This window comes from Streptomyces hainanensis, assembly GCF_004348415.1.
GTDB lineage: Bacteria > Actinomycetota > Actinomycetes > Streptomycetales > Streptomycetaceae > Streptomyces > Streptomyces hainanensis.
Genome location: NZ_SMKI01000486.1, coordinates 1 through 5,551 on the forward strand (window position 1 = coordinate 1; position 5,551 = coordinate 5,551).

General features: G+C 71.2%; 2 protein-coding genes. Both read left to right on the forward strand.

What is annotated here, in order from left to right; genetic code table 11:
- Positions 1 to 4,088 (forward strand): SDR family NAD(P)-dependent oxidoreductase (locus tag E1283_RS30695; RefSeq protein WP_132821446.1); only part of this gene is annotated, 4,088 nt, incomplete at its 5' end.
- Positions 4,078 to 5,551: type I polyketide synthase (locus E1283_RS30700; protein ID WP_132821447.1), on the forward strand; the 1,474-nt coding region annotated here is incomplete at its 3' end. The genes E1283_RS30695 and E1283_RS30700, both read left to right, overlap by 11 nt.

Consider the following 5,551-nt stretch of genomic DNA (forward strand, 5'->3'; position numbering starts at 1 on the left):
AACCCGTCCACTTCGCCCACGGCATCAACCAACTCACCCACCACGACACCACCCCACTCTTCATCGAAATCGGCCCAGGCGCCGTCCTCACAGCCATGACCGCCGACAGCCTCACCGAAGCAGTCACCATCCCAGTACTCCGACGCGACCAACCCGAATCCGCCAGCATCCTCACCGCAGCAGCCAAGACGTTCGTCCAGGGCGTGCCGGTTGAGTGGTCGGCGCTGTTCGCCGGCACCGGTGCTCGACGGGTCGAACTGCCGACGTATGCCTTCCAGCGGCAGCGCTACTGGCTCGCGCCGGCGGCGGGGAACGGTGATCCGACGGGTCTGGGGCTGGACACCGCGGACCACCCCCTGTTGGGCGCCGCACTCCAAATGCCTGACGGCGGCGTGGTGTTCACGGGCCGGCTGTCCCTGCAGACACAACCCTGGCTGGCCGACCACGCTGTGGCCGACGTCGTCCTCCTCCCCGGCACCGCCTTCGTCGAACTGGCCATCCGCGCCGGCGACGAAGTCGGCTGCGACCACATCGAAGAACTCACCCTGCAAGCTCCTCTCGTCCTCCCCGACAAGGGCGCCGTCAACGTCCAGGTCCGCCTCGACACCCCCGACCAGACCGGCCACCGCACCCTCACCATCCACTCCCGCACCGACAACAACACCGCCGAATGGACCCAACACGCCACCGGCACCCTGGCAACTGGTACGCCAACCCGCACGAACGACCTCAGCGCATGGCCGCCGCCAGGAGCGGAACCGATCGATCTGGACGGCTTCTACGCGGGGATGGCCGAGACGGGGTACGGCTACGGGCCGACTTTCCGAGGACTGCGGGCGGCCTGGCGACGAGGCGACGAGGTCTTCGCCGAGGTGGCACTCCCCCAGCAGGCCCACGAACAGGCCGACGGGTTCGGCATCCACCCCGCACTGCTGGACGCGGCGACGCATCCGCTGGGGCTGGCCGACTTCTTCGGTGACGGTCCCCCGCGTCTGCCGTTCGCCTGGGCCGGGGTGTCGTTGGTGGCCGGCGGAGCGACGCAGGTACGGGTGCGGCTGACGTCGGCCGGCGCCGACACGGTAAGCGTGACCATCGCGGACGGCACCGGTAGCCCCGTGGCCTCGGCCGAATCGCTGGTGATGCGGCCCGTCGCCGTGGAGGACCTACGGCGGACGCGCGGTGGTGAGCAGGGCTCGCTGCTCCACGTGGACTGGGCCGAGCTGTCACCGCCGGCTCCGAGCGAGTCCACCGCGGTTCGCTGGTCGGTGGTCGGGACCGACCCGGCGGGTCTTCGGGAGGCTCTGGCGCGGGTGGGGCTGGAGACGGCCGCCTGGCCAGACCTGCCCGACCCGGCCGACGACGTCGCGGTCCCGGATGTGTTGACGCTGCCGTGTGTGAGTCTCCCCGGCACCGTCCTCGACGCCGAGGGTGTCCGTGCGGCCGTGTCCCGGGCGCTGGCGTTCGCGCAGCGGTGGCTGGCCGATGAGCGGTTCACCTCCACGCGACTGGTGGTCGTCACGCGGGGAGCGGTCGCCGCCGGACCCGACGAGGCCGTCTCGGACCTGGCCCAGGCCGGCGTCTGGGGCCTGCTCCGCTCGGCGCAGTCCGAATACCCCGACCGGTTCACGCTGGTCGACCTGGACGACGACGAAGCGTCGATGCGGGCCCTGCCCTCTGCCGTCGCCGCCGGCGAAGCGCAGGTCGCGATCCGCGGCGGGAGCCTGTGTGTCCCGCGACTGGCCCGGCCCGGGGCGGAGTCGCTGGTGTCTCCGGTGGGGGTGCCGTGGCGACTGGACGTGAAGGACAGCGGCACGTTCGACGGGCTGAGGTTGGTGGCCTGCCCGGAGGTGGCGGCACCGCTGGAGCCCGGCCAGGTCCGGATCGCCGTCCGCGCCGCCGGTGTGAACTTCCGCGACGTCATGATCGGCCTCGGCCTCTATCCGGGCGACCCCGTGCTGGGCACCGAGGCGTCGGGGGTGATCACCGAGGTGGGTTCGGGGGTGTCCGGGCTCGCGGTGGGTGATCGCGTGATGGGCCTCGTGCCGCGCTCGTTCGGGCCGATGGCGGTGGCAGACCACCGCTTTGTCGCGCGGTTCCCGGACAACTGGTCGTTCGAACAGGCGGCTTCCCTACCCATCGTGTTCCTGACCGCCTACTACGGTCTCGTCGACCTCGGCGGGCTCAAGGCCGGCGAGTCCGTGCTGATCCACGCCGCCGCGGGAGGCGTCGGCATGGCGGCCGTCCAACTCGCCCAACACCTCGGCGCCCACGTCTTCGCCACCGCCAGCCCACCGAAGTGGCCAGCGGTACGCGAACTCGGCGTGGACCCCGACCACATCGCCTCCTCGCGAACCCTCGACTTCGAGCAACACTTCCTCCAGGCCACCGGCGGCGCCGGCGTAGACGTGGTACTCAACTCCCTCGCCAACGAGTTCATGGACGCCTCCGCACGCCTGCTGCCACGCGGCGGCCGCTTCCTCGAAATGGGCAAGACCGACATCCGCGACGCGGACGAGGTGGCGACGCAGCACACCGGCGTGGCCTACCAGGCATTCGACCTGCTGCAAGCCAGTCCCGAACGCATCCGACAGATGCTCGCCGAGATCGTCACGCTCTTCGAGCAAGGCGCGCTGCGGCCGCTCCCCCTCACCACCTGGGACGTCCGCCAGGCACGCACCGCCTTCCGGCACCTCAGCCAGGCCCGCCACATCGGCAAGGTCGTCCTCACCATCCCGGCGCCCCTCGCTCCCGAGGGCACCGTCCTGATCACCGGCGGCACCGGCGCCCTCGGCGGTCTGGTGGCCCGGCATCTGGTGGCCGAGCACGGGGTGCGGCATCTGCTGCTGACCAGCCGACGCGGACCCGACGCTCCTGGGGCCGACGCGCTGGCCGCGGAGCTGACCGAGTTGGGCGCCACCGCCACGATCACCGCGTGCGATCTCGCCGACCGGTCCGCCGTGGCGAAGCTGCTGGCCACGGTCCCGGTCGAGCACCCGTTGACCGGGGTGATCCACACGGCGGGGGTGCTGGCCGACGGGGTGCTCGATTCCCTGTCGGCTGAGCAGGTGGAGACGGTCCTGAGGCCCAAGGTCGACGCAGCCCTCCACCTCCACGAACTCACCCAGGACCTGGACCTGACGGCGTTCGTCCTCTTCTCCTCAGCCTCCGGCGTACTCGGGGCACCGGGGCAGGCGAACTACGCGGCCGCCAACGCCTTCCTCGACGCGCTCGCGGCTCGTCGGCGGGCCCACGGGCTGACCGCCACCTCCATCGCCTGGGGACTCTGGGCCCAAGCCGGTGGCATGACCGGACGACTCAACGAACACGACATCGCCCGCATGTCCCGATCCGGACTCACCCCCCTGACGACCGAACAGGGCCTGGCGCTTCTCGACGCCGCACTGACCGGCCATCAACCATTGGTGGTGGCGGCCAGGGTGCGCACCGACGCCGGCTCCGCCACGGTCCCCAGCATGCTCCGCGGCCTCGTCCGCGCCCCCGCCCGACCCACCGCGGCGTCGGCGGCCGACACCTCGGGACTGGTACAGCGGCTTGCCACGGCCGGCGAGGCGGAGCGGCAGCGGATCCTGACCGACCTCGTCCGGACGCACGTCGCCGCCGTCCTCAGTCACACCACTCCGGACGACATCGACGGTGATCGGGGATTCACCGACATCGGCTTCGACTCACTGACGGCGGTGGAGCTACGCAACCGCCTCGGCACGGCCACCGGGCTACGCCTGCCCGCCACGCTGACCTTCGACTATCCGACCCCCACCACGCTCGCGACCTATCTGCGAACGCGCCTCGTTCCCGCCGAGCCGGACGCCCAGGCCGGGAACCAGGATCGCCTCGATCCGGGTGAGACCGAGATCCGCCGGAAGATCGCGGCCATTCCTCTCAGCAAGCTACGGCAGACCGGCGTGCTTGAGCTGCTCATGCAGCTGGCCCGGCCCAACGGCGCGGGGACGGAGACCGAGCACGACGAGTCCGAGGCCATCGACGAGATGGACATCGCCGATCTCATCCAGATGGCACACAACGACGGCAACGGCCACCCACGAAGTGGAGCCCACGATGACCGCTGACACCGAGCAAGTCGTCGGCGCCCTGCGCGCGGCGCTCAAGGAGACCGAGCGGCTGCGGCGGCAGAACCAGCAGCTGACCGCGGCCCTCACCGAACCCGTCGCCATCGTCGGCATGACCTGCCGCTATCCGGGCGGGGTGGCCTCCCCCGAGGACCTGTGGGAACTGGTCGCCGAAGGCCGCGACGCCGTCTCCGCCTTCCCCACCGACCGCGGCTGGAACCTCGACAAGCTGTACGACCCGAACCCCGACAGCCCGGGCACGTCGTACACCCGGCACGGCGGCTTCCTCACCGATGTCGCCGCGTTCGACACCGAGTTGTTCGGGATCTCGCCGCGCGAGGCGCTGGCCATGGATCCCCAGCAGCGGGTGCTCCTGGAAACCTGCTGGGAAACATTCGAACGCGCCGGCATCGACCCGCTGTCCCTGCGGGGCAGCCGCACCGGGGTGTTCCTGGGCGCCTTCGCGTCCGAATACGGACGCGACGCGCACCCCTCGCAGGGCGCGGAAGGGTACGCCGTCACGGGGATCGCCTCCAGCGTCATCTCCGGCCGGCTGGCCTACACGTTCGGCCTCGAAGGACCGGCGGTGACGATCGACACGGCCTGCTCCTCGTCCCTGGTCGCACTCCACCAGGCCGTCCACGCGCTCCGGCAGGGCGACTGCGGCCTGGCCCTGGCCGGCGGGGTCACCGTGCTGTCCGGCCCGAAGGCTTTCGTGGAGTTCAGCCGGCAGCGAGCGCTGTCGCCGGACGGTCGGTGCAAGGCGTTCGCGGCGACGGCCGACGGCGCCGGCTGGGCCGAGGGCGTGGGGCTGCTCCTGCTGGAGCGTCTGTCCGACGCAGAGCGCAACGGGCACCGGGTGCTCGCCGTGGTCCGCGGTTCCGCGGTCAACCAGGACGGGGCCAGCAGCGGGCTGACCGCGCCGAACGGACCTTCGCAGCAGCGGGTGATCCGCCAGGCCCTGGCCAACGCCGGCCTGTCCTCTTCCGAGGTCGACGTCGTGGAGGCGCACGGGACCGGCACCAGGCTGGGTGACCCGATCGAGGCGCAGGCGCTGTTGGCGACCTATGGGCAGGAGCGGCCCAAGGATCAGCCATTGTGGCTGGGCTCGGTCAAGTCCAACATCGCCCACACCCAAGCCGCGGCTGGAGCGGCCGGCATCATCAAGATGGTCATGGCCATGCGACACGGCCTCCTCCCCAAGACGCTGCACGTCGACGAACCCTCGCCGCACGTCGACTGGACCACCGGAGCCGTCGAACTCCTCACCGAGGCCCAGGAATGGCCCGAGACCGACCGGCCACGCCGCGCAGCGGTCTCCTCCTTCGGCATCAGCGGCACCAACGCCCATGTGATCGTGGAGCAGGCGCCCTCGAACGCCGTCGAACCGGCCGTGGTGACGCCCGGATCCGCTGGCCGCCGCCCGGCTGCGGACCTTCGTCGACGCGTACGGCCTCGACGAG